27 protein-coding genes and 1 tRNA gene are annotated in these 24421 nt (G+C 69.1%); 8 read left to right on the top strand and 20 right to left on the bottom strand.

Annotation, left to right across the window (positions count from 1 at the left end):
• Window positions 1-44: 44 nt before the first annotated feature.
• The 5 genes from ABFJ78_RS08115 to ABFJ78_RS08095 are packed head-to-tail and all read left to right on the top strand — an operon-like array spanning window position 45 to window position 3832.
• Window positions 45-689: a glycosyltransferase family 2 protein gene (locus tag ABFJ78_RS08115; protein WP_436385417.1), complete on the top strand. Its 645-nt coding sequence runs from the start codon at window positions 45-47 to the stop codon at window positions 687-689.
• Entirely contained in the window at window positions 686-1369 is a 684-nt protein-coding gene (locus ABFJ78_RS08110; RefSeq protein ID WP_436385177.1) for a TIGR04282 family arsenosugar biosynthesis glycosyltransferase, read from the top strand. The genes ABFJ78_RS08115 and ABFJ78_RS08110 overlap by 4 nt, the downstream gene beginning before the upstream one ends.
• Window positions 1366-1995 carry a methyltransferase domain-containing protein gene (locus tag ABFJ78_RS08105; RefSeq protein ID WP_436385176.1) on the top strand — a complete coding sequence of 210 codons (630 nt, stop codon included), beginning with the start codon at window positions 1366-1368 and terminating at the stop codon, window positions 1993-1995. The genes ABFJ78_RS08110 and ABFJ78_RS08105 overlap by 4 nt, the downstream gene beginning before the upstream one ends.
• Window positions 1992-3110: a molybdopterin-dependent oxidoreductase gene (locus ABFJ78_RS08100; RefSeq protein ID WP_436385175.1), complete on the top strand. Its 1119-nt coding sequence runs from the start codon at window positions 1992-1994 to the stop codon at window positions 3108-3110. The genes ABFJ78_RS08105 and ABFJ78_RS08100 overlap by 4 nt, the downstream gene beginning before the upstream one ends.
• On the top strand, window positions 3107-3832 hold the full coding sequence (locus tag ABFJ78_RS08095; RefSeq protein WP_436385174.1) for a hypothetical protein: 726 nt from the start codon (window positions 3107-3109) through the stop codon (window positions 3830-3832). The genes ABFJ78_RS08100 and ABFJ78_RS08095 overlap by 4 nt, the downstream gene beginning before the upstream one ends.
• A 147-nt stretch (window positions 3833-3979) precedes the next feature.
• Here the strand turns inward: ABFJ78_RS08095 and ABFJ78_RS08090 are convergent, their stop codons facing one another.
• The 9 genes from ABFJ78_RS08090 to ABFJ78_RS08050 all read right to left on the bottom strand — a co-directional run bounded on the left by ABFJ78_RS08090 (window position 3980) and on the right by ABFJ78_RS08050 (window position 13696).
• Entirely contained in the window at window positions 3980-5401 is a 1422-nt protein-coding gene (locus tag ABFJ78_RS08090) for a trypsin-like peptidase domain-containing protein (RefSeq protein ID WP_436385173.1), read from the bottom strand.
• Between the two features lie 72 nt (window positions 5402-5473).
• Entirely contained in the window at window positions 5474-6556 is a 1083-nt protein-coding gene (gene galT / locus ABFJ78_RS08085; protein ID WP_372663124.1) for a galactose-1-phosphate uridylyltransferase, read from the bottom strand.
• Entirely contained in the window at window positions 6553-7353 is an 801-nt protein-coding gene (locus ABFJ78_RS08080; protein WP_372663122.1) for a DeoR/GlpR family DNA-binding transcription regulator, read from the bottom strand. Before ABFJ78_RS08080 ends, galT begins: the two co-directional genes overlap by 4 nt.
• A gap of 96 nt (window positions 7354-7449) precedes the next feature.
• Window positions 7450-7875 (bottom strand): hypothetical protein, encoded by a 426-nt coding sequence (locus ABFJ78_RS08075; protein WP_436385172.1) that lies wholly within the window; start codon window positions 7873-7875, stop codon window positions 7450-7452.
• Between the two features lie 48 nt (window positions 7876-7923).
• Window positions 7924-9342, bottom strand: a complete 1419-nt coding sequence (locus ABFJ78_RS08070; protein WP_436385171.1) for a HAMP domain-containing sensor histidine kinase — start codon at window positions 9340-9342, stop codon at window positions 7924-7926.
• Window positions 9339-10031, bottom strand: coding sequence for a response regulator transcription factor (locus ABFJ78_RS08065; RefSeq protein WP_400868249.1), 693 nt, complete (start codon window positions 10029-10031; stop codon window positions 9339-9341). Before ABFJ78_RS08065 ends, ABFJ78_RS08070 begins: the two co-directional genes overlap by 4 nt.
• Before the next feature lie 67 nt (window positions 10032-10098).
• Window positions 10099-10707 (bottom strand): trimeric intracellular cation channel family protein, encoded by a 609-nt coding sequence (locus tag ABFJ78_RS08060; RefSeq protein WP_436385170.1) that lies wholly within the window; start codon window positions 10705-10707, stop codon window positions 10099-10101.
• Window positions 10708-11361, bottom strand: a complete 654-nt coding sequence (locus ABFJ78_RS08055) for a response regulator (RefSeq protein WP_003087851.1) — start codon at window positions 11359-11361, stop codon at window positions 10708-10710.
• A 208-nt stretch (window positions 11362-11569) separates the two neighbouring features.
• Window positions 11570-13696, bottom strand: a complete 2127-nt coding sequence (locus ABFJ78_RS08050; protein WP_436385169.1) for a hypothetical protein — start codon at window positions 13694-13696, stop codon at window positions 11570-11572.
• A gap of 160 nt (window positions 13697-13856) precedes the next feature.
• Here ABFJ78_RS08050 and ABFJ78_RS08045 point away from each other — a divergent pair.
• A tRNA-Arg gene (locus ABFJ78_RS08045) sits at window positions 13857-13929 on the top strand.
• Between the two features lie 54 nt (window positions 13930-13983).
• Here ABFJ78_RS08045 and ABFJ78_RS08040 read toward each other — a convergent pair.
• The 10 genes from ABFJ78_RS08040 to ABFJ78_RS07995 all read right to left on the bottom strand — a co-directional run bounded on the left by ABFJ78_RS08040 (window position 13984) and on the right by ABFJ78_RS07995 (window position 21038).
• The gene (locus ABFJ78_RS08040; protein ID WP_436385168.1) at window positions 13984-15066 is read right to left on the bottom strand and encodes a site-specific integrase; all 1083 of its coding nucleotides are present in this window, start codon (window positions 15064-15066) and stop codon (window positions 13984-13986) included.
• 77 nt (window positions 15067-15143) lie between these two features.
• Window positions 15144-15320, bottom strand: a complete 177-nt coding sequence (locus ABFJ78_RS08035) for a helix-turn-helix transcriptional regulator (protein WP_329054973.1) — start codon at window positions 15318-15320, stop codon at window positions 15144-15146.
• A complete protein-coding gene (locus tag ABFJ78_RS08030; protein ID WP_436385167.1) occupies window positions 15313-16662 on the bottom strand; it encodes a replication initiator in 1350 nt (449 codons plus the stop codon). Before ABFJ78_RS08030 ends, ABFJ78_RS08035 begins: the two co-directional genes overlap by 8 nt.
• A gap of 93 nt (window positions 16663-16755) precedes the next feature.
• Window positions 16756-17439 (bottom strand): DUF2637 domain-containing protein, encoded by a 684-nt coding sequence (locus ABFJ78_RS08025; RefSeq protein ID WP_436385166.1) that lies wholly within the window; start codon window positions 17437-17439, stop codon window positions 16756-16758.
• Window positions 17440-17481: 42 nt separating this feature from the next.
• Window positions 17482-18183, bottom strand: a complete 702-nt coding sequence (locus ABFJ78_RS08020) for a DNA methylase (RefSeq protein ID WP_436385165.1) — start codon at window positions 18181-18183, stop codon at window positions 17482-17484.
• A complete protein-coding gene (locus ABFJ78_RS08015; RefSeq protein WP_436385164.1) occupies window positions 18183-18605 on the bottom strand; it encodes a hypothetical protein in 423 nt (140 codons plus the stop codon). Before ABFJ78_RS08015 ends, ABFJ78_RS08020 begins: the two co-directional genes overlap by 1 nt.
• 219 nt (window positions 18606-18824) lie before the next feature.
• Window positions 18825-19175, bottom strand: a complete 351-nt coding sequence (locus tag ABFJ78_RS08010; protein WP_436385163.1) for a hypothetical protein — start codon at window positions 19173-19175, stop codon at window positions 18825-18827.
• Window positions 19175-20542, bottom strand: a complete 1368-nt coding sequence (locus ABFJ78_RS08005; RefSeq protein WP_436385162.1) for an FtsK/SpoIIIE domain-containing protein — start codon at window positions 20540-20542, stop codon at window positions 19175-19177. Before ABFJ78_RS08005 ends, ABFJ78_RS08010 begins: the two co-directional genes overlap by 1 nt.
• Before the next feature lie 99 nt (window positions 20543-20641).
• Window positions 20642-20824, bottom strand: coding sequence for a hypothetical protein (locus ABFJ78_RS08000; protein ID WP_436385161.1), 183 nt, complete (start codon window positions 20822-20824; stop codon window positions 20642-20644).
• Window position 20825: 1 nt separating this feature from the next.
• Window positions 20826-21038, bottom strand: a complete 213-nt coding sequence (locus tag ABFJ78_RS07995) for a hypothetical protein (RefSeq protein ID WP_436385160.1) — start codon at window positions 21036-21038, stop codon at window positions 20826-20828.
• A 596-nt stretch (window positions 21039-21634) separates the two neighbouring features.
• On the opposite strand from ABFJ78_RS07995, the gene ABFJ78_RS07990 reads away from it, so the two are divergent.
• Both ABFJ78_RS07990 and ABFJ78_RS07985 read left to right on the top strand, forming a co-directional pair.
• Window positions 21635-22519: a hypothetical protein gene (locus tag ABFJ78_RS07990; protein ID WP_436385159.1), complete on the top strand. Its 885-nt coding sequence runs from the start codon at window positions 21635-21637 to the stop codon at window positions 22517-22519.
• Between the two features lies 1 nt (window position 22520).
• Complete coding sequence (locus tag ABFJ78_RS07985) at window positions 22521-23405, top strand: hypothetical protein (RefSeq protein ID WP_436385158.1); 885 nt, start codon at window positions 22521-22523, stop codon at window positions 23403-23405.
• Between the two features lie 512 nt (window positions 23406-23917).
• Here ABFJ78_RS07985 and ABFJ78_RS07980 read toward each other — a convergent pair.
• Window positions 23918-24382, bottom strand: a complete 465-nt coding sequence (locus tag ABFJ78_RS07980; protein ID WP_436385157.1) for a very short patch repair endonuclease — start codon at window positions 24380-24382, stop codon at window positions 23918-23920.
• Window positions 24383-24421: the final 39 nt, after the last annotated feature.

The following is a 24421-nucleotide window of genomic DNA, read 5'->3' as shown; positions in this document are numbered from 1 at the left end:
GGGTCCATCCCGGACTTACGGTCGGCGCCGTGACTGACTCAGGAGTGGACGTGGTCCTCCCTTGCCTCGACGAAGCGGGCGCCCTCCCCGGTGTGCTGGCCGGGCTGCCGCCGGGTTACCGCGCGATCGTGGTCGACAACGGTTCGGCCGACGGCTCGCCCGAAGTGGCGGCCTCGCTCGGCGCGAAGGTCGTCCACGAGCCGCGCCGCGGTTACGGCGCGGCCGTGCACACGGGCCTGGAGGCCGCCACCGCGGACATCGTGTGCTTCGCCGACGCCGACGGTTCCCTGGACCTGCGCGACCTGCCGCGGCTGGTGACCGCGGTCGAGGGCGGCGCCGACCTGGCCGTCGGGCGGCGGGTGCCGACCGGGCCCGGCGTGTGGCCGTGGCACGCGCGCGCCGGCAACTTCGTGCTGGCACGGCTGCTGCGCCGCCGCGGGCTGCCGGTGCGGGACATCGCGCCCCTGCGTGCCGTGGACCGACGGGCGCTGCTCGGCCTCGACGTCACGGACCGCGCGTTCGGCTACCCGCTCGAGCTGCTGGTCAAGGCCCAGCGCGCCGGGTGGCGGGTGCGTGAGTTCGACGTCCGTTACGGCGAGCGCGCCAAGGGAACCAAGTCGAAGGTCTCCGGCTCGGTGCGGGGCACGCTGCGCGCGGTCCGCGACTTCGGGCGGGTGCTGGCGCGATGACGGCGAGGTTCGTTCTGCTGGTCGTGGCCAAGGCGCCGGTGCCGGGGCTCGCCAAGACCCGGCTGTCCCCGCCGGCGACCCCGGCGCAGGCCGCGCGGATCGCCGCGGCTGCGTTGCTGGACACGCTCGACGCCGTGTGCGCGGTCCCCGGCGCCGCGCCGGTCGTCGCGATGACCGGTGACCTCGGCGCCGCCGCGCTGGCCCCCGAAATCGGGGCGGCACTGCGCCACGTCACCACGATTCCCCAGCGTGGCTGGGACTTCGGGGCCCGCCTGGCCCACGCCCACGCCGACGCGGCCGCGGTGCACTCGGGCCTGCCGATCCTCCAGATCGGCATGGACACCCCGCAGGTCACGCCGGAGTCCCTCGCCGAGGCGGCCGCGCCGGTCGTGGCCGGCGGGCACGACTCGGTGCTCGGCCCGGCCGTCGACGGTGGCTGGTGGGCGCTGGGGCTCGCCGAGCCGCGGCACGCGCAGGTGCTCGCGGGCGTCCCGATGTCCCGCGACGACACCGGTGAGCGCACGCTGCGCGCGCTCACCGCGTGCGGATTGCGACCGCGGCGGGCCGCCGAACTGTCCGATGTGGACACCATGGCGGACGCTCGCGCGGTGGCGGCGATGTGCCCGGACGGCCGGTTCGCCCGCGCCGTCGCGGCGGTGCGCGGGCAGGCGGTCGCATGAAGACGGCTCTCCTCGGCAACGAGTTCGACCGCGGCCTGCTCGGCCACCACTGCTGGCTCGAGCTGGCGAACGGCGAGCGGGTGGAGCTGCCGGTCGAGCGCTGGACCGCACCGTCCGACGGCGACGAGGTGCTGCTCGACGCCTGCGGCGGCCCGACGCTCGACATCGGCTGCGGTCCCGGCCGGCTCACCGCGGCCCTGGCCGGACGCGGAGTGGTCGCGCTGGGCGTGGACAGCTCGCGCACGGCCGTCCGGCTGACGCGGCGGCGTGGCGGGAGTGCGTTGCACCGCAACGTCTTCGGCCGCGTGCCCGGCGAAGGACGGTGGCGGCATGCCCTGCTCGCCGACGGCAACATCGGCATCGGCGGCGACCCGGTCGTCCTGCTGCGCCGCGCGGCACAGCTGATCGCCGCCGACGGTGACGTCCTCGTCGAGCTGGAGCCGCCCGGACGCGGGCTGCGGCACGAGCGCGTCCGGCTTCGGCCCGGGCACGCCGACGTCGCCTGGTTCACCTGGGCGTGGGTCGGCGTGGACGCGATCGCCGAAGTCGCCGCGCGCGCCGGGTTGCGTGTCGACTGGACCACCCGCCACGGCCACCGCTGGTTCGCGCGATTGGAGCGGTCGTGAAGCTGCCGATTCCCCGGGAAGAACACTTCAAGGCACCGGCGCACGACGAGCGCGTGACGTCGAAGATCGGCCTGGCGCTCGCAGTCACGTTCACGACGTGTTTCGTGACCGGCCTGATCAGCCACCTGATCCAGCACCCGCCGGCGTGGTTCTTCTGGCCGAGCCGCCCGGTCGGGCTCTACCGCGTCACGCAGGGGCTGCACGTCATCTCCGGCATCGCGTCGATCCCGTTGCTGCTGGCGAAGTTGTGGAGCGTCTACCCGAAGCTGTTCGGCCGTCCGCTCGTCCGCTCGCTGCCACACGCGCTGGAGCGCCTGTCGATCCTGGTGCTCTCGGGCGCGGCGTTCTTCGAGCTGACGACGGGGCTGCTGAACGTCGCGCAGAACTACCCGTGGGGCTTCTACTTCCCGCAGGTGCACTACGCGGTGGCGTGGCTGGCGATCGGCTCGATCCTGGTGCACGTCGCGGTGAAGCTGCCGGTCATCCGCCGGGCGCTGACCCGCGGCACGCCCGGGGACGAGCCACCGGCCGCCGGGCTGTCCCGGCGCGGGTTCCTCCGCACCACGGGGCTCGCGACGGGCGTCGCGGTCGTCGCCACGGCCGGCGCGACGGTCCCGTTCCTGCGCGGTGTTTCCGGCCTCGCCTGGAAGACGAGCAACGGCACGCAAGGTCTCCCGGTGAACCGGACGGCCGCCGCCGCGGGCGTCGCGTATTCGGCAGCTTGGCGGTTGTCAGTGGTGACTCCGAGCGGCCCGAAGAGTTTCTCGCTGGACGAGCTGCGCGCGCTGCCGCAGACGACGGCCGAGCTGCCGATCGCGTGCGTGGAGGGCTGGAGCCAGTCGGCGACCTGGCGCGGGGTTTCCTTGCCGGCGTTGCTGAAAGCCGTCGGCGTGGCACCGGGCACGGCGGTGCGAGTGTCCTCTTCGGAGCGTTCCGGGCTGTACGGCGTGAGCGTCCTGCCCGGCGAGCACACGGCGGACGAGCTGACACTGCTCGCCTTGGAGCTGAACGGCGAGGTGCTCGACCTCGACCACGGCTTCCCGTGCCGGATCATCGCCCCGAACCGGCCCGGCGTGCTGCAGACGAAGTGGGTAACGAAGCTGGAGGCGCTGTGAAGACCGCTCGCACACTGCTGGTCCTGCCGGGCCTCGCGGCGCTGGCGTGGGGTGTGGTGCTGTTCGTCGAGTACGCGTTCCCGCTGCGCCCGGACGTGTTCGGCACGGTGGGCTGGATCGTCGGCGGCCCACTCGTCAACGACGGCGTGGTCGCCCCGCTGACGGCGGTGCTCGGCATCGTCCTGGCCCGGGTCGTCCCGCGGCCGTGGCGGGTCCCGGTGGTCACGGGGACGGTCATCACGGGAGTGCTGCTGATCGTGGCGTTCCCGCTGCTCTGGCGCCCGTACGGGACGCCACCGATGCCGGGTCTGCACGACGGCAACCCGGCCCTGGGCCTGACGCTGACCCTGGCCGCGGTCTGGCTCCTGGTCGTTCTGGCACCGCTCGTCCGTCGCGGTCGGCGAGCGGCACCGGCGGATGTGCGAGATGCCACGCCGGACACGCGAACCGCTGGGCCAGGCCCGCAAGGCACGCCGGCCGACCGGCCCGGCATCGGCTCCGGCGCCCTCGGCACGCCAGCCGAGCCACCCGGTACGCCCGTCGACCCGCCCGGCTCGCGCCCCGCCCCTCGCGGCACGCCAGCTGAGCCTCTCGGCACGCCTCGCACACCGGCCGAGCCACCCGGCTCCGGCGCCATTCCGCCCGGCCCGTCAGCCGAGCCACCTGGCCCGAGCCCAACCCCTCCCCGCGCATCGGCCGACCCTCCCGGCTCCGGCGCCTGACCCCATCCACCCCCGCAAACGCGGCCACGCGCGACCGGCATCGGATGCCTGGGTCGCGCGTGGCCTTGGGGGTCCGGCCCCGAGATGCGGGGGTCGAGCCGATGTTTGGTCTCGGCCGCACCAGGGCGGCCGAGCGTCTGGTCGGGATCAGTTGGCCGGGACGGGCTGGCCGCCGAGGGTCACCTCGACCGTGCGGCCGTCGGCGAGCGTGAACGTCGCCTTCTCGTCCGGGGCGCGGGTGCGGATCGCCGCGACCAGCGTGTCGGACGTGTCGATGTTCCGGTCGTCGATCTTCGTCACGACGTCGCCGGACTTGAGGCCGGCCTTTTCCGCCGGGCTGCCCGGCGTGATGGCGCCGAGCTTCGCGCCGCCCTGGGGGGCGTCCGTGACCTGGGCGCCGATGTAGGTCTGCACCGCCTGGCCGGTCTTGATGATCGTGTCCGCGGTGCGGCGGGCCTGGTCGATCGGGATGGCGAACCCGATGCCGACGTTGCCGCTCTCGGAACCGCCCTGGCCCTGGCCGCCGGACGCCGACTGCGGGCTGTAGATCGCCGAGTTGATGCCGATGACCTGGCCGGACATGTTCGCCAGCGGGCCGCCCGAGTTGCCCGGGTTGATCGCCGCGTCGGTCTGGACGGCGTCCATCACCGTCTCCTGGCCGCCCTGGCCACCGCCCGCGCGCACCGGCCGGTGCAGCGAGCTGACGATGCCCGAGGTGACCGTGCCGGCCAGCTCGAACGGCGAGCCGATGGCGACCACCGACTGGCCGACGCGCAGGTCGTCGGACCGGCCGATCTCGACCGGGGTCAGGTTGCTGACGCCGTCGACCTTGACGACCGCGATGTCGGTCGTCGGGTCGCGGCCGACGACCTTGGCGGCGGCCTTCTTGCCGTCCTGGAACACGGCCTGGATCTGCCCGCCGTTCGCGGCGACCTCGACGACGTGGTTGTTGGTCAGGATATAGCCGTCGGTGCTGATGACGAACCCGGAGCCCTCGCCGGCTCCTTGCTGCCCGCTCACCTGCAGCTCGACGACGCTGGGCGACAGCTTCTGCGCGACCGCCTCGACCGAGCCGGCGGGCGCGTTGCCGGTCTGCTGGGCCGGCTTCGGCGCGTCGAGCGCGTTGCCGACCGGCCCGGACGTCCCGCCGGTGAAGTACCCGACCGTTCCGCCCGCGATGCCGCCCACCAGCAGCGCGACCAGCGCCACGCCGGCGAGCAGCTTGCCGCCGGACCGCTTCGGCTGCGCGGGCGGCGCCGGCGGCGTGCCGTAGGCGGCCGTGCCAGGCTGCGCGTAGGGGTTCGGGTTCGGGTAGACGCTCTGCTGGGTCTGCCCCGACGCGGCCCCCTGCGCGGACCAGGGGTTCGACGCCGCGTACGACGGATCGGCCCCGGTCACCGCGTGGTAGGACGGCTCCGGCGCCGAGTACTGCGGCGTGCCGCCGGACTCGGGCGTGGCGGCCTGGTCACCGTACGGGCTCCCCGCCCAACCGCCCTGAACCGCCTGTCGGCCGGTCTCGGGGTGCCGCGGCGCCGCGGGGTCGTGCGCGCTGGGGTCGTTCTCGGTCATGTCCTCACCTTGCGCGATGGTCCTGAGAGGTTCCTGAGCCGAACCTGTGCATCGGAGATGAGTATGGCCGGATCAGCCCGCCGCGCGGAGCCGTTCCGCGATTTGCTCCGGCGTCGCGTCGTTGACCCACACCGCCATGCCCGATTCGGACCCCGCCAGGTACTTCAGCTTGTCCTTGGCGCGCAACACGGAGAACAGTTCCAGGTGGAGCCAGCCGAGCTCGCGGTCGCGGCGCACCGGCGCCTGGTGCCACGCCGCGATGTACGGCAGCGGCCGGTCGTACAGCGCGTCGCAGCGGCGCAGGACGTCCAGGTAGACGTCGGCGAAGTCGTCGCGCTCGGCGTCGGTGAGCGCGGGGATGTCCGCGACCTGCCGGTGCGGCACCACGTGCACCTCGATCGGCCAGCGGGCCGCCGGCGGCACGTACGCCGTCCAGTGCTCGCCGGACGCCACCACGCGCGCGCCGGACTTCCGCTCGGCGGCCAGCACGTCGCCGAGCACCGGGCGGCCGTGTTCGGCCTGGTAGGCGCGGGCGACGTCGAGCATCCGCTCGGTCTTGGGCGTGACGAACGGGTAGCCGTAGATCTGCCCGTGCGGGTGCGACAGCGTGACGCCGATTTCTTCGCCGCGGTTCTCGAACGGGAAGACCTGCTCCACACCGGGCACTTCGGACAGCGCGGCGGTGCGGTCGGCCCACGCGTCGACGACGGCCCGCACCTGCTTCGGGCTCAGGCGCGAGAAAGCACCCTCGTGGTCACTCGTGAAGCAGACGACCTCGCAGCGGCCGCGCCCGGGCCGCACCGGCACCAGCCCGAGTCCATCCACAGTGGACGGCTCGCCGATGACGTCCTCCGCGAAGGACGGGAAGCGGTTCTCGAAGACGACGACGTCGTAGTCGCTCTCGGGGATCTCGCTCGGCTTGCCGGGCTTGCTCGGGCACAGCGGGCAGAGGTCCGCGGGCGGCTTGTAGGTCCGCGTCTGCCGGTGCGCGGCCATCGCGACCCACTCGCCGGTCAGCGGGTCCAGCCGGATCTCGGACGCGGCCGCGACCGGCGGCAGGTCGCGGGTGTCCTCGGCGACGCGGTCGGGGGCGCCGGGCTGGTCGAAGTAGATGATCTCCCGGCCGTCGGCCAGGTGTCGTACGGTGCGCTTCACGCTTCTTGGGCCTCGTCCGTCTCCGCCGTCTCGGCGATCATGAGTTCCCCCGCCCGTTCGGCGAGTACTTCCTTGGCCTCGTCGGGAATCCCGTCATCGGTGACGACGACGTCGGCCTCGTCCAGGTCGGCGATCGTGGAGATCCCGACGGTGCCCCACTTGGTGTGGTCGGCGAGCACGACGAGCTTGCGCCCGGCCTCGACCAGCGCGCGGTCGGTCTCGCTCTCGGTCAGGTTCGGCGTCGTGAACCCCGGCCCGTCGGCCATCCCGTGCACACCGAGGAAGACGACGTCGAGGTGCAGCGACCGCAGGCTGTGCACGGCGACCGGGCCGACCAGCGCGTCCGACGGCGTCCGCACGCCGCCGGTGAGCACGACGGTGCGGTCCGGCTGGGTCGACCCACGGAGCACGTCGGCGACCTGGATCGAGTTGGTCACGATGGTGAGCCCGGGGATGGCATCGAGGGCGCGCGCGAGTGTCCAGGTGGTGGTGCCGGCGGAGATGCCGATCGCGGTGCCGGGCCGGACCAGCGTCGCGGCGAGCTCGGCGATGGCCTCCTTCTGCGCGCGCTGGCGCACGGACTTCGCCTCGAAGCCGGGTTCGTCGGTGCTCTTGCCGACGATCGAGGTGGCGCCGCCGTAGACCTTCTCGACGAGCCCGCGCCCGGCGAGGACGTCGAGGTCGCGGCGCACCGTCATGTCGGACACGCCCAGCCTGGTCACGAGGTCACTGACCCGGACCGCCCCGGTCCGGCGTGCCTCTTCCAGGATCACCGCCTGTCGCTGACGCGCCAGCAAGGTTCACTCCGTCCGTCGCACCCCAACCACACAAAATCCTACACGATTCAACACGAGATTCGCAGGATCAGCGTGGGTGAACTTCGAATGACCAGGTCACCGCAGGATCGGCCACACCACGCCCCACGCGAACAACACCACCACCGGTGACCCGACCGCAACCCGCCACGCGTTCGGCAGGCCGTCCGCGGTGACGAGCGCCGCGAGCGCGTAGCAGCCGGCGACCACGGCGGCGAAGACCGGCAACGACGACACGTCGAGCACGGTGGTGAACAGTGAAAGCACCACGAGGGGCCCGCCGAGCGCGACCGGCCAAGCCGGACGGACCCGGGCCAGCGCCATGAGCGCATACGCGAGCAACGCCACCCCGAGCACCATGAGCGGTACCGCGACGAGCGCGACGAAAAAGCACTCCGCGCCGGTGCACAGGTCCTTCGCCGGGAACGCCCACAAGGCCAGCGTCGCGAGCGGCCCGCTCACCGCCGCGACGAGGCAACGGCGGACCAGCTCGCGGACGGACATCCGCCGATCCTGGCCGATGCCGCCCGCGGCGTCTCGAAAACGCCCGGATCAGCCGGGCGCCCCCGGCAGCCGGATCGTCATCAGCGCGCCGCCCTCGGGCGCCTGCGAGGCGTACACCGCGCCGCCGTGCCGCTCGGCCGCGTGCTTCACGATCGCCAGGCCGAGCCCGGAGCCGGGCAGCGTCCGCGCCTCCGACGAGCGGTAGAACCGGTCGAACACCTTGGGCAGATCCTCTTCGGCGATGCCCGGGCCGGCGTCGGCCACCTCGACCACGGCCGTGCCGTCGCCGAGCGGGTAGAGCCGCACCCAGACCGTCGCGTCCGGCGGCGAGAACTTCACCGCGTTGTCCAGCAGGTTGAGTACCGCGCGCTCGAGCGAGCTGTTGTCGCCGGTGAGCACCCACGGCTGCAACGAGACGTCGAAGTTGATCTCCCCCGCCCGCCGCCGCGCCCGGTCCAGCGCGCGCTCGACGACCTCCAGCAGGTCGACGCGTTCGAAGCGCTCGCGCGGCTCGTCCTGGCGCGCGAGCTCGACGAGGTCGCCGATCAGCTGGGTCAGCTCGTCGAGCTGGCCGCTGATGTCGGCGATGATGTCGACGCGGTCCTCGTCCGGCAGCGGCGGCGCGCCCGGTTTGCTCGCGGCGAGCAGCAGCTCGAGGTTGGTGCGCAGCGACGTCAACGGCGTCCGCAGCTCGTGGCCGGCGTCCGCGACCAGCTGGCGCTGGCGTTCCTGCGAGTCCGCGACCGTGCCGAGCATCGTGTTGAAGGTGGTGGTGAGGCGCGCCAGCTCGTCGTCGCCGCTGACCGGGATGGGCCGCAGGTCGCCGGTCTTGGCGACGCGCTCGGCGGCCGACGTCAGCCGGTCGACCGGGCGCAGGCCGGCCCGCGCGACCGCGGTGCCCGCCGCGGCGGCGACCAGGATGCCGGCGCCGCCGATCAGGAACAACACCAGCGCGAGCTCGTTCAGCGTCCGCTTGGTCGGGCCCATCGACTGGGCCAGCACGATCGCCTCGCCGTGCCCGGACGGCAGCGCGACCACGCGGCTGTCGGTGCGGAAGTCCGTCCGCATCGACTCCGGCGAGTCGCCGTTCGCGACGGCCAGCTCGCGCTGGTCGAACGGCGGCGCCGAGCTGGACAGCGGGTAGGTCATGACGGCGTGCGCGACGTCGGGCGCGGCGTTGAGCTGCCCGATCTGCAGGTCGGCGCTGGCCAGGAAGGCCCCCGGCACCTGCCGCAGCTCGGTCTGCACCTGCGGCGACGCGACGGCCGCCTGCGCGCGCGCCATCAGGCCGTCGTCCAGCTGCTGGTAGAGGTTGCTGCGCACGACCATGTACGCGCCGATCGACACCAGCGCGACGGCGCCGGCGACGCAGGCGGCGGCGAGCAGCGTCACTCGGCCGCGCAGCGAGAACCGGCGTGTCCCCCAGCGCGTGCCGCGGGGATCACCGGGCTCGCCGGCGTCGATCACGGTGGGGTTTCCCTCAGGACGTATCCCACCCCCCGCACCGTGTGGATCAGCCTCGGCTCCCCCTCGGCCTCCGTCTTGCGGCGCAAGTAGCCGACGTAGACCTCCAGCGCGTTGCCCGACGTCGGGAAGTCGTAACCCCATACTTCCTCCAGGATCCGGCCCCGCGTGAGGACGTGCTTCGGGTAGGAGAGGAACAGTTCCAGCAGTGCGAACTCGGTCCGGGTCAGGCTGATCTCGCGGCCGCCGCGGCGGACCTCGCGCGTGCCCGGGTCGAGGGTCAGGTCGGCGAAGGACAGGATCTCCGACGCCTGGCCGTTCTGGCCTTCGGGGACGGCGCGGCGCAGCAGCGCCCGCAGCCGGGCGAGCAGCTCCTCCAGCGCGAACGGCTTCGGCAGGTAGTCGTCGGCGCCGGCGTCGAGCCCGGACACCCGGTCGGAGACGGTGTCGCGCGCGGTGAGCACGAGGATCGGCAGGTCGTCGCCGGTGCTGCGCAGGCGGCGGGCCACCTCGAGGCCGTCGAGCCGGGGCATCATGACGTCGAGGACCATCGCGTCCGGCCGGTCGGCGATGATCGCCTCCAGGGCCTGCGCACCGTCGCTGGCCAGCTCGACCTGGTAGCCGTTGAACTCCAGGGACCGCCGGAGCGACTCACGGACGGCGCGGTCGTCGTCCACCACAAGGATGCGCATGGCGTCAGTCTTACTCAGCGTGCTGAGACTCGCCTAAGAACACACACAGAACTAACAAAGAGAATCCTCACTCCGGCGCCCGCGCGACGGGCGCGTTCCAGTGTCGCCAGAGCGCGATCATCCGGACGGCGACGACGACCGCGGCCGCCGCGACGGTGACCGGCCCCTCCGGAAGTCGCACAACGTGACCGACGACGACGAGCACCGAGCCGGCCAGCGCGGCCACCGCGTAGATCTCTTTCCGCAGGACGAGGGGGATTTCCCGGAGCAGCAGATCCCGCACGGCCCCGCCGCCGATGCCGGTCGTCATCCCGATCAGGCACGCGGCGTAGACGGTCGCGCCGGCGTTCAGGGCGATGGTCGTCCCGGCGGTGGCGAAGACGCCGAGCCCGAGCGCGTCGGCGAGCAGCACGCCCCGCCGCAGCCGCGCGACCTGCGGGTGGAAGGCGAAGACGACGAGGGCGGTCGCGGCGCAGACGGCGAGGTAGGGCCAGTTCCGGAGGGTGGTGGGCGGGTGGATGCCGAGCAGGACGTCCCGGATGACGCCCCCGCCGAGCGCGGTGGTGAGCCCGACGACAACGACACCGAAGACGTCGAGCCGAGCCCGCACGGCGGCGAGCGCCCCGGACGCCGCGAAGGCGACCAGCCCGAGGAACTCCAGGGCCGTGAGCAGCATCTACTGGTCGAGCAGGCCCCCGCGATAGGCCAGCAGAGCGGCCTGCACGCGGTTGGCGGCGCCGATCTTCGAGAGCACGGCGGAGACGTACCCCTTCACGGTGGCTTCGGAGAGGTGCAGCCGCCCGCCGATCTCGGCGTTGGAAAGCCCTTGCCCGATGAGCGCGACGACCTCCCGTTCGCGTTCGGACAGTGAGGCGAGCAGCTTCCGGGCGGGCTGAGCAGCGCGTTGTTCGTCCCGGTGGGACTGAACCATCCGCGCGGCAACGCCGGGATCGAGCACGGCACCCCCGCGCGCGAGGTCCCGGACGGCCCGCAGCAGCGCGGCGGGGTCGATGTCCTTCAGCAGGAAGCCGTTGGCACCGAGCCGGAGAGCGAGGCTGACGTATTCGTCGATGTCGAAGGTGGTCAGCATGGCAACGGTGGGCGGATCGGGAAGGGCGAGGATGGCCCGGAGCGCGCGAATGCCGTCGTCAGGAGCCCGCATCTTGATGTCGAGCAGGGCCACATCGGGGTGGTACCGCCGGGCGACCTCCACTGCGGATCTGCCGTCGGAGGCCTCGCCCACGATCTCGATGTCCTGAGCCCCAGACATCATCGCGCGCAACCCCGAGCGCACCAGTTCCTCGTCGTCGGCGAACATGAGCTTGATCAACGAAGCCCTCCGCAACAGCCAGTAGGAGGCGGCTCCCCGCGTCCCGTTAACGAAGGTTACCTACTGTTGTTCAGCAGTTCGAAACCAGACACGACCAGGTGAGGCAATGGTCCGTCCAGGTCAGGTGCGGTGGACCGTCCGGCTGGGTGTAAGACCGCGGTCGGCTGCGGTCAAGAACCACTCACCTGGGTGACGACGAGAGTCGTGCTCAGCGTTTCTTGTTCTTTCGCCTGGCGCCACGGGATCGGGCCAGCCCACCCAGCGGATGTGCGGCGCGGACCGGCCGGAACTGCTCGATCACTTCGGCCAGCTCCGCAAGCCCGATGCGGTCTGGATGGCCCGAGGCTAGGACGGCATCCGCCAGGTGTGCGCGTTCGACGTCGGGCATCTCGGCCAGCGTCTCGGACACTGCTTCCGGCCCGGCCACCTCGAGCATCAGGAGGAACTGCTCGGCCATGCCGAGCAGGCTCTCGTGTTCGTCGAGGCCCTCCATGGCCAGTTCGCCGCGCTCGATCAACTGTTGTGTCGCGATCGGACCCAAGCCCGGATCGGCGCGCAGACCGTGCAGCACCGCGTCGCCGTCCGGAAGGGAGTTGAGCAGGACGTCGAGCATCACGGACGCCCGTGAGCGGAACGGGCACGCGCGGATGGCGTCCAGCAGCAGGGGAAGCCCCGCCTCCCGGCCACCGTGCGCAGCCAGCCAGCCGCTGATCTCCACGGCGGCTGCGTCCTCGTCGAAATGCTCCACGACCACACCGAGCATGCCGGCGGGCGCTGCGCCGGCCAGCTCACCCACCAGGGGCGCGAACCGGCCCTCTCGCACCAGCCGCGCCCGGACCGCTCGGGTGGCCAACGGGGTGAACGCGACCAGCTCGAGCTCCGGCGCATCGAGCGCGGCCCGCAGCCGGTCCTGAACATCCGGCGGGAGCTCGGTGTTCTCCGGCACCAGGTCCATGCGGTACATCGGATCCGCCGGCCCCACGGTCAACTCGACCGCTCCGAATTCGGCCAGCTTGGTGAGCAAGTGGCGGAACACGGTCGCGAGCCCATCCCGCCACAGCGGCTCGAACGACGGCTCGAGATCGAGGTAAACCCCTTCGGTACAGGCCAGCCACACGCTTTCCTCGAGGCGGACCAACGGCAGCGGCTCCGGCAGGCCGTAGAGCGTGTTGAACACGTCCGGCAGGACGATGTCGAGGTTGCCGTCGAGCAGCAGGGCATAGCCGGGTGCACGGCCACTATCCTTGACCAGCAGCCCCGGCTCGGGGATCGCGTCGAACGCGGCTGTCCACAAGGCGAGGGCGTTCTTCATGAGCGGCGCGGCCTTCGCCACGCGGACCAGCTTGCCCTTGACCACCCGCACGATCCGGGTGCGCTTGGCGAGTTCGAACAGGATGGCAAGGTTGGGCAGATCGGCGCTGCTGCGAACGGTCTGGACGTCGCCGCCGAGGTTCCGTTCGAAGTCGTCACCGGTGTCCAGCAACGACACCAGCTCTCGGGCGTCGGCGAGTTTGAGAGCGCCGGTGCCGGTCAGCGTCCGGCCGTCACCGACCCACTCGACGAACTTCCGCAACTTGATCACGAGCGCGGAGCGCTCCGCGGCGTCCGCGAGGTCCGCCTCCGCCGGCAGCGAGACCGGCAGCTGCGGAAGAGCCCGTCCGACCCGCTCACCCATCTGCCGGGCAACGACCTCGTCGAGGAGTTCGGCGTCGTAGCTGTGCCGCCCGTCGCGCACCTCGGCGAAGAACGCGTTCAACGCGTCCGAGTCCGAGCGATCGACCCCGTTCCGGGCGGCGGTCATCACCCAGTACTTGCTCAGGCCGAAATTGCGCTCGTCGGCCATCGCGGCCGGAAACTCGGCCATCGCCTTCGTGACGGCACCTTCGAGATCCACCAGTGGCTCGCCCATCGGGTCGGCCAGCTCGGTGTCGTGGAGGTAGCGAAGGAACAGCCGCAGCGTCTCGGGCACGAGAACGGCCTCGTCCGCGGTGGCCGAGAGCGTGCGTGGCACGTACTTCAGCAGGAAGTCGCTGACCAGCGCGGCGGTCCAGTACGCGAGCCGCCCGTCGATCGAGGTGTGGCGGAACTGGAGCGCGGAGACCATGGCGAAGGGGTCGATCTCCCGGCCTTGAGCGGCGGCCCAGGTGGCGAAGCGCCGGACCAGGAGATCCTGCCCGGCTTCGTAGCCGTCGTAGTCTTCCTCGTCGTAGTAAGTACGCACTCGGCTTCCCATCCTGTCGCTTGCCGACGAAGGTAGCGACGAGAGCCGGCACGGCCACGCGAGGGGCATCGGGTGCGTCAGGCAGCCGACCTTCCAGAGGGTCGCCGGAAACATCTCACTCCCTGATCGCCCCTTCGCCTGCCAAGATTCACTACAACGAGTGACGTGCGGTTGCCGGTCGTGGTCGGTTGCCGAGGCGCTGGTGGTCCAGAGCGCGTCGGCAGGCCTCGCCGTACCCCTGGCACCTGTCAGGTAGCCTGTCCGAGTAACGCAAGCCCTCGTAGCTCAGGGGATAGAGCACCGCTCTCCTAAAGCGGGTGTCGCAGGTTCGAATCCTGCCGGGGGCACAAAACCCCTGGTCGGGGTCATGACCAGGGGCTTCGCGCTAGGCCAACCCTCGCTTAACCCTCATCTTTGGGAAGCTCGATCTTCGGACGCTCAGCCAGCGCCGGACCGACGTCCTCGCCCACAACGCCCCGTTCCATGTAGTCCTCTTGAGTCGTGCTGATTCGCTCGTGTCCGAGGTAGTCGGCAATCTCGCGAGCGGTTAGGCCGGCGTCATCAAGGACCCCGGCGACGTAGTGCCGGAAGTCGTGCGGGTGCAGACCCTTGTACGGCGTCTTCGCAACGACCATCCGGAACCGCGCCCGGGTGTTATCCGGGTCCCGCAAGGTGCCGGTCGCCGACGAGAACACCCATTGCGTCTCAGCCTCCGCGTGACGACGTTTGAGGATGTCCATCACCCAGGCAGGCGGACGGATCGTGCGCATGCCCGCACGGCTCTTGGTGTGGTCCTGCACGAACAGACCCCGCCCGGTTACCCGGATCGCGGTCCCGTGGAACCGGATCGTGCCGGCGTCGAAGTTGACCGAGGTGTCCCAGTCGAGCGCGAGCAGTTCGCCGATACGGCAGCCGAGCCCGGACAGCACGTCGACCATGTCGACCAAGTCCCATCGCTTCGCATCCTCGGCCGCGTGGAACACCCCGAGAATTGGACTGATGGTCTTCGCGTTGACCGTACGTTCTTTCTTGCGCTTCTTGGCACCCAGACTCTCGATCTCACGGACCGGGTTCTTGTCGAGCGCGTCATGTCGGACGACCAGAGCGAAGATCCCGGACAGCACCACTTTGACGTGTGATGCCGCACCACGACCGTTGCGATCCCGCGTCTCCGTGATCAGGCGATTGACTGTCGAAACACGGATGTCCCGGATGCGAAGGTGCCCCATGGGCGTTGCCAAGTAGCGGTTCCACGTGTCGCGGTACTCCCGCTTGGTGCGCGCGGCCTTGCTCGATTCGTCAATCGACTTCAACCACATGTCCGCCGCGACGGAAACCTTGGTTTCCGCCTTGATCTCACCGTCGCCCGACCTTCGCGCGCGATCACGTAAGGCTTCAAGCAGGTTGTTGATCGCTTTGGCCTTTGTCGACCCGACCCGTTCGACCGGTCGCGTAACGCCGTCGTAGTCCTTGTAGTTCGCCACGGCCCGCGTTCCGCCGTGCGGTAGGTCGTACGTGCGGATCTTTCCCCAGGTTCCCAGTGGGAGCGATGGCCTGCCCATCAGACCACCCCTTGCTGATCGACCCACGAGTCGACGTCCTCGGAGCGGTAACGGACGTACTTGCCAATGCGGCGGCCGGTCGGCCCGTAGCCCTTGGTGCGCCACTGGTAGAGGGTGTTCTTCGGGATGCCGAGGTAGTCGGCAACATCTTCGATACTGAGCAGCTTGCTATTCATGGTCGTTTTCCTTGCTGTACTTGAGTTTGCGGTCGTCTCGGATGCGTTCGGCGATACCGGCGGCGAGTTCGCGTTCGGCGTCGTCGCGGTAGCCGGAGCCGTCGAAGCACCAGTCGTTGACCACGGCGATCGAGTCGGCCCGGCCGTCGAGCCCGAGGCGTTCGAGGGTTTCGGCGAGCCGGAAGGCCTGACGGTCACCTCGGATGGCCTTGAACGTCGTGGAGTAGGCCAGGGACTTGGTGAGGAAGTGGCCCCGGAAGGCGAGCATGTGCGCCCACCGGCGGAGCTTCAGGTCCTCGTACGCGGGCAGCTCCCCGAGATCCCAGGCGGTTTGGATGATCCGGCGGTGATGGGTGGTCACCTTGAGGTGGTCGATGTCGAGCTGGGAGCGGATCGGCCGGTCGGCGGCTTCGCTCTTGCCGGTGCCCTTGGTGGCGTACTTCGCGATGTACGCGGCGAGCCGAGCTTCGGAGATCTGGCCGGCATCGTCCTCCAGCTCAGCCGACGCGGCAGGCTCGATCCGGCGGACGTCGACCTGAGTGCCCCACGTCAGTCGCAGCTCGGTCCCGTCCGGGTACGCGGTCCGCACGAGGACGGCCCCAGCAGCCGCGTAGACGGCGTCTTCGAGCAGGTCCGGGTGCGCCCACCGGGGAGCCGGAGACACCGCACCATCGGGGCCGTCGAGGCGGACCACGGCGTGGAAGTGCACGAGCCCGCGCCGCTGGTATTCGGCGACCTTGCCGTAGGAGAGCCGAGCCTGTTCGGCGAACTCGCGTGCCTTGAGCCCGGCCCGTTTGGCGATCTCCCGGCGCAGCCGCATCGTGAAGCGCTGCCACAGCACGCCGGCGTGGGCCTGCCAGAGCACCGACCCGACGTAGTCGTAAGCCTCCGGGTCCCGCGGGGAACCAATGCGGGTGTCGTCGTCGTGGTGGTACTCCCCACAGCCGCACGGCCGACGCTTCCCGGACTTCGTGGTGTGGGCGGTGTGGACGGGGCCGAAGGACGGGGCGGTGAGGGTGACGAACGCGCGGGGCCGGTCGCCCACAGAGGTCGGGATGCCCTTGTGGCCGCCGATGAGCCCGGCGCGGATGAGGTGGAAGGCGTCGGCGGCGTAGCGGTCGGAGCAGGCCGGGCAGACCCCGGACCGGCGGTTGCCGCACGGGGCGAAGATGTCCCCGCCGTGGTGATGCAGCACGGCGCCGGTGGTGGCGTCCTGGAGCTGGTGCGCCCCGGAGAGCCGGATCGGGCGGGCGCAGCCGTTGACGGCGCGGACCTTGGCTCGCCAGTCGTGGTAGTCGTGTGCCTTCACGCGGGCGGCGAGGCGGTCTTCCAACGTCAGCATGTTGAAGCCTTTCGGTTGGCGGGCATGAAAAACGGCGCGGGAGCCGGGTTGGTGGCCGGGCTCCCGCGCCGTAGGCGGGTGCGTCGAGCTGGTTCAGCTGGTGGTGAGTTCGTGCAGGATCTGCGCAGCCATCGGTTCCGGGACGCGGACGACTCGGCGGATCTCCTCGATGGTCAGCTCCCGCCCCTCACTACGGGCGGTCTCGGCCACGGTGTTGATCCGACTGGTCAGCTCGGCGGGGAGCTTGAGCCGGGGCCGGGCCGGAGCGACCACAGTGGCAGGCGCAGGTGCAGGGTGGGTGACGACGTCGGTCCGGGAGGCGGTCACGGTGACCGGTACGGGATCCGCAGCGGGTCCCGGTGCCACCGTGGTCTCCGGGGCCGGGGCGCGGCGCATGAGGAGCTTGACGACGACGAGGAACCCGAGTGCCGGCATCGCCGCGACGAGCCATCCGGCCGGGGTGGGTTCGGCGAGCGCGACCTGTGCGGCCATCTGCACGCCGAACCCGGCCACCAGCACGGCGAGCGGGAAGGTGAGCTTGCGGGTTCCGCCGGCGCGGTGGTCGCGCTGGATCTCGAACCCGGCGACGATGACGATGCCCTCGATCACCACCGCGTCGGCCCAGGCGGTCCAGCCGAGCTGTCCGTGGTGGACGGCCCAGTCGTGGGTGTGGGTGAACCCGGCCGCCGCGCCGATGGTGCCGAGGACAACGGCGACCAGGATTCGGATGGTGTCCACCAGCCGACGAGTCCGGTTCGTACTGTCCGCAGTGGACATGATGAGTCTCCTTTCGTGCCTGTTATTGATGGGCCTGGGTCGTCACGCGGCGATCAGGGCGGCCGGCGCGTCGAGAGCGGCGTGTAGGGCGTCGCCGATGTGTCGGGTGTAGGCGGGCGGGATGGCCTGGGCGAGTTCGTGCCGGACGTCGGTGTGATGGATGCCCATCGCGTCCTGCCAGTCGGTGACGGTGCCCTTGCCGCCGCCGTCGCCGTAGACCGCGACCATGTCCCCGTCGTGGCGGACGCCGTGACGCCAGCCGGCCACCCGGTGCCCTCGGTGGGACTGGTGCGGGTGCCCGAGCACGAGCACCCCGTCGATCTCGAAGTACCGGTGGCGGAACACCCGCAGCCCGAACGTGAGCCCGCACAGCACGAGGTCTCGACGCAACGCGGAGCCTTGAACGTTCTCCATCACGGTCGGGATACCGGTGCGCGTCCGGATGTCGGCGAGCGCGGTGCGGGTGGCCGGGATCAGGTCGGCGTGGTCGTCGTGCCACCCGACGCGCTTGCGGTTGCCCGCAGTCAACGCCGTGGCGTTCAGGCACGGCGGCGAGGCGTGGATGGCGTCGAACTCGTGGCCGTGGTCACGGATGAACTCGACGGCGTCGCCCTGGTGGAACTCGTAGGGGTAGTTCGGCTGCGCTGCGATATCCACGCCGACGACCTCGAACCCGGCATCGTGGTAGCCCTTCGCGGCGCCGCCAGCGCAACAGAAGGCGTCGAGGATGCGCTTGCGAGCCATCACGCACCACCGAACGAAGCGAGGTTCGACCAGCGTTGGAGCATGTCCCGACCGCGTCGAGTCAGCCGCAGCGGCAGGACGGGTTTGCGGACGACGCCGTGCAAGCACGAGACCGTTTCCCGGGCCGGACTGCGTTCGACGTAGCCGATGGACACCAGGTGCATCACGACGTCGTCCTCCTGAGCGGCCCGGCAGTGGCCCTCGCCGTCGAGCACCATCACGCGGTCGGTGTCGTCCAGGAGCCCGAACTTGCCGTCCCGGACTTCCGCGAGCACGTCCTTGGCCACCAGCGGGTTCCCGGGCGACCCGAGCGGCTTGCGGCGTCCCCGAGCCGGTGGGCAGGCGCGGCCGGTCGTCGGTGCCGGCGTCGGGGCGGGAGTGCCGAACAGGCCGAGCTGTCCGGGGTCGGCGCGACGGGTCATCGGATGCGCTCCCGTCCGATGTCGCCGAACTCGCGGTTGCGGAACTCGGTGATCCCAAGCACCAGCCGAGCCCGACGCAGCCGAACACGGCGGCCACGATCCAGAACAGCACCGAGTCGCCCTGCGCGAGGTAGATCAGCCACAGCACCAGGCCGGCCGGGGTGCCGTACTTGGCGTAGAGCCAGGCTCGCCACACGAAGAATCCGAGACGCCACATGGTCAGTCCTCTTTGTCGGGTCGGTGGGTCGGGCAGAACACGAGCTGTTCGGACGTCCAGCGCCAGCCGGGCTCGTGGGTGAGGTACTGGCCCAGGTCCTGCCAGTCGGCGAAGCGCATTCGGTCGTTGTTGGAGAACTCGCCGCACACGACGCAGCGGGCGTAGTAGGCGACGCTGTACTCCGCGATGAGGACCTTGTCGCCCGGCTCCCGCAGCACGCTCGCCCACGTTGCGGCGTCCTCGCGGGAGGAGTACAGGCGATCGCTGAGCCGCTGCAGACCGGCCTTGAAGTCCACTTTCTCGATCGCGAAGTGCGGCGCGTGGACCACGGCCGGGTAGTTGACCTCTGCCATCACGCCACCACCGACAGACCCGGAGCCGGGCGGCCGGAGCGGATGAACGCGATCAGTTCGTCGATCTCGCGGTCGTCGACGTAGGCGGCGCGAACGCGCTGCGGGACGCGGATGCGCTGCCGGATCACGTACCCGATGCCGGCGGTGTCCGCGACGTTCGGGATCTCATCCGCCAGCGCCCCACGCAGCCGAGCACCGTCCCCGAGGACCATGTCCACGTGCGACTGAGCGGTGACCCGCAAGCACACCCGGGTCGGGAACAGCTCCCGGACCGGGACCACGTCCTTGGCGGGTTCCTGCACCAGCGCAGTCATGAAGTGCCCCGTGGCGCGCCCCTGCGAGCCGACGATCGCAAGCAGCTTGCGCAGGTTCCGGGCAATGGTCCCGTCACCGTAAGCCAGCAACGCCCCGATCTCGTCGATGATCAGCAGGTTCAGCGGGGTCTCCCGCGACACCTCGATCTTGCGGCGCCCGGTCCCGGCGAACGACTGCTGTACGGCGCGCAGGTCCGCGACGTACTCCTCCACCAGCTCCGCGCACGCCTGCTCGGTGTCGGCGTAGCGGTAGGCGACGTCGGCATCCCCGAGCTTGCGGAACTCCAGTTGCTTCGGGTCGCAGATCCACAGCCGGACTAGACCGTCCCGGATCAGCGGAGCCAGGGCACGCAGCTCGGAGAAGACGATCGAGTTCTTGCCGGCCCCGGTCGCTCCCGCGATGAACAGGTGCGACCGCAGCCCGAGCCGCCAGTCGGTGCCGTACTCGGTTTCACCGACGTAGATGTCGTCGATGTCGACCGCGTCGGACCCCTCGGGCATCTCCGGAGCCGGGATGGTCTCGGTGAACGGCTCCGAACGCTCGATGATCAGAGCGACGTAGCCGGGCTTCGGGCGCTCGAACGCGATGCGCTGCACCCTCAGCGTGTCCGCGAGCCGTTCGAGGTTGTCCTCGATCGTGCGGCGTCCCTGCCCACGCGGCAACGCCAACGTCACGACGTCCACCGACGAGGAGTAGGACCGCAGCCGGGTGATGCGCGGGAACAGGTCCTCGCCAGTCTTGCGGTCGGTGACGTACATATCGCACGCCTGCAAGGCCCGGGTGAAGCGCGGCCCGCAGTAGACCGACCAGCGGCGGCGCCACGCTCGAAGCCGCGGGGCAGCGAAGTGGTCGAAGGTGTCCGGGTGCGCCCGGTACCAGCAGAGCAGGGTGCCGGCGGTTCCGCCCGCGATGCCACCGATGGCGGTCCAGCCGAGCTCGAGCCCGGACCCGAGGACGGTTGCCGGGGCGACGGTGGCACCGGGGTGGCGGAACAGCCACTTCAGCGCTCGGAATTCGGTCCCCGTCTTGCGGGACGACTTGGGGGTGTTCATGGGGTTGGTGGTCCTCTCGAACAGCACGAGACCGGCCCCGCGTCCCGTGGTGGGAGGTAGCGGGGCCGGTCGCGCGCGAAACGGATCATGTGCGGTTGGTCAGGCTTTGATGGCGGTCCGGGCGTCGGTCAGCTCAGTGGTGAGCGTGCCCATCGCGCGGGCCATGCGGTCGTGCGCGGCCTTGAACCCGTTCTTGTGCAACGGCATCCCGCGCATCGAGTCCTTGAGCTGGGTCAGCGTGGAACCGAGGTCATCGACGACCCGGTCGACCTGGTGTGCCATGTCAGAACCTCCAGTCTCGGGAGACCAGCTCGGCCTCGTGCTTCTTGCCGAGCACGCGCAGCCGGTCCAGTTCGTCGAACGCCTTGGTGCGCAGCGCCTTGAGTTCGTCCTTCGTGGCGATGGTCCAGGATTCGGCCATCGCGCCGTCGTCGTAGCGGTCGATGAGCTTGTCGACCTCGCCGAGGACTTCGGCGACCATGTCCAGGTTGGACACGAAGGTCGCGTAGCGCTGCTGCGCTCGCCGGTTTTCTTGTTCAAGGCGGCCCCTCCGGGGCCGCTCGGCCCCAGCTCATTGCCCCGGCCAAGCCCTCGCGGGGGCGTGCGGCCTGGCGGCCGGTCCCCCGCGAGTCGGCCGGGGCGAGTGGGCCGAAGGGTTCGGGTAGGCCGCGGATCCGAGAAGAGATGTCCTCGCCGGACGGGCAGGTCTCCGAGATGGCCGACAGGGCTCGCACGTTGCGTCCGTGGTTGGCCAGACGGCACCTCGTCAACCTCCCAGAGGGCTATCACGCCGCATCAAGGGGGCGGTTTCGAAGTTCGGTCACGAAGGCGGAGAAGTGCCCCCTTGACCCGACGTGATCGGGCTGCGCCAGGTCGACGAGATGCCGAGAGGCCACCCACTAGCAGGTGAAGGAATTAGCAGTGGTCCGGCGATCGCACCACGGTTCGGATCGGCCTGATGCACGCCGGCCAGGACTTCGGCCGGCAAGCTGATGAACTTCAACGGCGCGTCAGACACCCCATCTGGCTGTTACGGATGCAAACGACAGACCGCGACTGTACAGACTGTCTGATCGAGCTAGAGTAAGCAACATGTCTGAGCACGAACAGGATTCGACACCCGATACGGTCAACAATGAAGCTTCAATGGCGCAGGGTCGAACTCTAGTGCTCGCTGCCTTCACAGAAGCTCGCTCGTCAGGACGTCCCAACTGGAACGTTATGACCACAGCCGTCCTCAAGAATCGCATCCTCGACGCGACCGATCGAACTTTCAAGGAGCGCGAGTACGGCGTTTCTACAATACTTGAATTCGTCCACCTGTTCCCCGAACTACTTTCCGTCGATTCGACTAGCAAACCTCCGCTAGTCACTCTTACGGCCACCGAATCCCTACCTGAACTACCTTCAAGCGAGCACGAAGAGGACACCCACAGGCGCAACCCAAGAGTTCGCCCCGACCTGTGGCGAGCGATTGTAGACTACCGCAGCGAGAATAGCTACGTATGGGATACGGTTGCTCGCATTGCACGCGTTGCCGACGCCGAAGACGAGAACCCTGAACTGCCAACCCTTTCCTCCAGCACCGTTGCACGGATGAGAGTCAAATTCGCAGAGGAAGTCAGACCGACGGGCGTTGCCGAACAGATTCTCAACGAATGGCTTGAAAGAAACTACAGTAATACTTTTTTGCCAACGCCCCTCAGGGGCCAGTGGGCAGGCTTCTTCCGCCAAGAAGTCCTAGAACGCATCCGTCGATTTTTCGACGAGAACGGATTAGCTCTCCCCGAGGATCTACTAATTGAAGATTCTCATCCGCCAGCCAAGACAACAAACAGTAGCGTCAGCAATGACACGGAACTGACAAGGTTGCGATCCCTAGTCCAGCGATGCGTTGCCGTGATGACGAAGGAGGAACTGTCAGATCTTCGAATTAGCCCAAGCGTAATGGTGCGCGCGATTAACACGGGAGCATAGTATGCCTCCGTGGAGCAACGCAAAACCTCTCATTTTCTTCGTTGCCCCACCGAAAAAGAGAGAAAATTCCCAGCAGGAACAGGGGCGTCGTTCCGTGCAGACGTGGGCAGAACGGCAAGATTGGCTCATTAGAACAAGACGCACCGTCGACACTCGCGTCCTCGAAGGCGAAAATAGCGGCCGTCTTCTTGAAATGGTCGAACCCCTGGATGCAAACGACCTTTACCATTTGATGCATCGTCATCCGACCGCAGTCATACAAATTGGTAATCCAGCGATAAGACTAAACCCGTCCGCCCCCGTAACAATGCGTAACGCAAAAAAGCTCCAAATGTTTGTGCGTTACAAGGCATTCTGGTCACCACTTGGGCGAGTCGATTCAAGCTTCAATCCAGAAATCCTTCTTGAAGAATTTTCCTCGTGGATCACCTCAACGGATTGCACAGGCGAACGAGACGCGCGCTGCATGCCACTTCACGTTGTAAGCCCTGACCGCGACTGGTCAAACCTGCATGTCGCCGCAGGAATTACAGAGTTCGAAAAAATTCACGGACGAGCAACGAAAAGAACGGACGAAGACGGGCGACACTGGAGAACTCCGAACGCCCTACATGGCCGCGAAGTAGCGACCGTAGCAGGCATGGATCTGCGCGCAGGATTCCACTGGGACGTCGTCAGCACAAATGGCGCAAGCAGTCTTCACACTAGTTCAGAAGTTTGGAAATTCGCACGGGATTCCTATTGCAACGTTTACCCCGACGCATCTATCAGGCGAGGACAAAGCGCGGGCAAGTCAGCAAAATTGGTATGGCAAGCAGAACGACCAGCAAATACCCAGAAGGGCGGCGGGAAAAACCGAACCGCGAAGCGACCGGGGCGCCGCTAAGGCGACTTCGAATATACACAGATCCCCGTTGGCCAACGTGACCTGGGGCATGTGGCGCTCTTAGCTCAGGCGATGTATCGTGGGCCTTGATCCGCTGAGGGTAACCTCACCGGAGTCAGGCGCGGCTAGGCCAGTCGCGTCTGAAGCTCGCTAGCAGCGTAGTGGCGACAAGGGTGTGCAGTTCAGACGAGCCCCCGAAGCATGGTCTTCGGTCATGCACATGCCGACACCGCCACGGCCCGAGAGGAGAGCTAGCGTTGCCTGTCTAGAGGCTCGCATATGACTGGATGCCCTGATGGCGAGATCGCTATCGGGGCATCTTTCATTGACCAGGTCTTGCCGTCGCAGACGCGGTACAAATCCGGCACAGGTGGCACCGACCAGCAACGACCACCAACCGGCACAACCCGCAGGTCAGAGCCCCTCACCCGAGCTCCGTCTAGCAGGCACGCAGTTCACCAACGACTGCCGCAGCAGTACGTAGGTCACAAGGCCGAGTGAGGCTGCGGTCCTCAGTACCGCGATCGCCGGGTGCTCTGACCATGCTGCTCGGCGCCGTTGACTCTCCCAGACTGGGCCAATGCACCCCTGACGCGTTCGACACACGCTGCCGGCTCGCGCCGCAGGTCGTGGTCCCAGATCCGTACCACGGACCAGCCGAGCGCTCGAAGTTCTTCGTTGACCTGTGCGTCTCGTCTCTGGTTGCGCTCGATTTTAGTGAGCCACTTCACACTGAGGCGGTCGGGGTGGATACGTGAGGGGTGGCCATGCCAGAATGCACCGTCGACGAACACGGCGACCTTCCACCGGGTGAAGGCGACGTCAGGGCGGCCTGGGATGGCACGGAGGTCGACACGGTACCCGGTAAGGCCAGCGTCGCGCAGCAAGCGCCGTAACGCGAGTTCGGGTTTGGTATCGCGACCCTTGACCGCAGCCATCCGGACGGATCGCTCCTGGGGAGTCAGGAAGTCCGACATGCACCCGTCCTCGTAACCTCGTCACGGCGTGTTGAGTGT

Origin of the sequence: Amycolatopsis sp. MEPSY49 (assembly GCF_051337345.1) — a bacterium.
Taxonomy (GTDB): Bacteria; Actinomycetota; Actinomycetes; order Mycobacteriales; family Pseudonocardiaceae; genus Amycolatopsis.
Note: the sequence above shows the minus strand (reverse complement) of the source record. Positions and strands in the feature narration are given on the sequence as shown.